Source organism: Streptomyces sp. CNB091, from assembly GCF_000377965.1.
On sequence record NZ_KB899036.1, the window covers coordinates 1 to 1,787 of the forward strand.

Genomic DNA, 1,787 nt, shown 5'->3' on the forward strand with positions numbered 1-1,787 from the left:
CCGGGCCATAGCCACCCGCTACGACAAAACCCGCGAATCCTACGAAGCAGCACTCACCATCGCGTCACTCCTGATGTGGATATGACCCTTTGAAGGCAGGCCCTAGAAGGCTGCTGAAAATCTTGCTGAGGGGTTGTCCGGCCGGAGGCCGGGCAGCCCCTTCTTTCGTCAGCAGGTGGCCGGGATGAGGGTCCAGGTGCCGTGAGTGTGGGCGAGTCCGAGGTTGACCAACCGGCGGAGGTTGAGGGCGGCGGCACGGTGGTGGAGTGCGATGTTGTTGGCGATCACGCCTCGGTAGCGGACCCGGCGGTGGCCGTGGGCGACGAGCCAGGAGATGGCGCGTTCGACCGGGGGCCGCCAGCGGCGGTACTCGTCCTGCCAGGCGGTATCGGTATCGGCCTGGATGCGGGCGGCGGTCAGCAGTTCGTGCTGGGGGTGGACGCTGAGGACACGTCCGGTCTTGGAGGTCGTGCAGCGTTCCCGCAGCGGGCAGCCGGTGCACAGGCGTTTGAACTGGGCGGTGCGGTTCCCGTCGGTCTTGGTCCGGCCCAGGTTCGCGGTGCTGCCGGCCTGGCAGGTCACCGTGCCGGCGTCGGTGTCGATGTGGAAGTCGTCGATGGTGAAGCCGTCGGGGATGACCCGCCGCAGCGGTGGTGGCTTGATGACCAGGGTGTGGCCGACGGCGGTGAGCTGTTCGCGCAGGGTGCCGGTGCCGTAGGCGGCATCGCCGAGCACGGTCAGGATCTCGCCCTCGCCCGGGTCGTCGTCGGCCAGCAGGTCCAGTGCGACGGCGGCCTCGTGGTTGCCCATGCCGTGGCCGCCGGTGAGCGCGACGGCGGTGAACAGTCCCACCTCGGGCTCGAAGGATACGTGCCCCGGTAGCCCTCCTGGTGGCGGGTGCAAGGCGCTCCGGGGAAGGACACCCACTGGTCGCGGGCCTCGATGGCCGCTCGCACCGGATTGTCGAAGTCGACCATCGGCCGGATCTGGAAACGGTTCGACCTCAAGCCTCACCTGCAGGATGCCTTCAAGCTGTCCACCGACCCGCAGTTCGTGGCCAAGGTCGTCGACGTCGTCGGGCTTTATCACAACCCGCCGGAGAAGGCCGTAGTGCTGTGTGTGGACGAGAAGAGCCAGATCCAGGCGCTGGACCGCTCGCAGCCCGTGTTGCCGATGATGCCGGGCATGCCCGAGCGCCGCACCCACGACTACCTGCGGCACGGCATCACCAGCCTCTTCGCCGCGTTCAACATCGCCGACGGCACCGTCATCGGTGAACTCCACCGCCGCCACCGAGCCATCGAGTTCAAGAAGTTCCTGGTCACGATAGACAAAACAGTGCCCCGCGAGCTCGACGTGCACATCGTGTGTGACAACTACGCCACCCACAACACACCCGAGATCAAGACGTGGCTGGCCAAACACCCCCGCTTCCACGTCCATTTCACCCCGACCGGGTCGTCCTGGATCAACCAGGTCGAGCGCTGGTTCGGCCTGCTGACCGACAAACTCATCCGCCGCGGCGTCCACACCTCCGTCCAGGCTCTCGAGAGCGACATCAAGCAGTGGATCGCCACCTGGAACGAGAATCCCAGGCCGTTCGCCTGGACCAAGACCGCCGACGAGATCCGCAAGTCACTCGCCGACTACCTCACCAAGGTCACTCCACCAACCAACGAGAAACACACAGACACTTAGAGGATGTCTCACGTGGCGCTTTGGTGGTGCGGCATGATGCTGCACCGTGAGGGTTGATCTGTCGCGTCGGCTGGTTCCGGACGAACTGT

At 65.8% G+C, this 1,787-nt stretch carries 1 protein-coding gene and 1 pseudogene; one reads left to right on the plus strand and one right to left on the minus strand.

Annotated features, from left to right (window positions below):
* Window positions 1-168: 168 nt before the first annotated feature.
* A complete protein-coding gene (locus D581_RS01000000138415) occupies window positions 169-1,014 on the minus strand; it encodes a transposase (RefSeq protein ID WP_486585926.1) in 846 nt (281 codons plus the stop codon).
* Between D581_RS01000000138415 and D581_RS01000000138420 the strand changes: the two are divergent.
* Window positions 910-1,698, plus strand: a pseudogene (locus tag D581_RS01000000138420) (IS630 family transposase); the annotation flags it as partial. The gene D581_RS01000000138415 and the pseudogene D581_RS01000000138420 overlap by 105 nt on opposite strands.
* Between the last annotated feature and the right edge of the window lie 89 nt (window positions 1,699-1,787).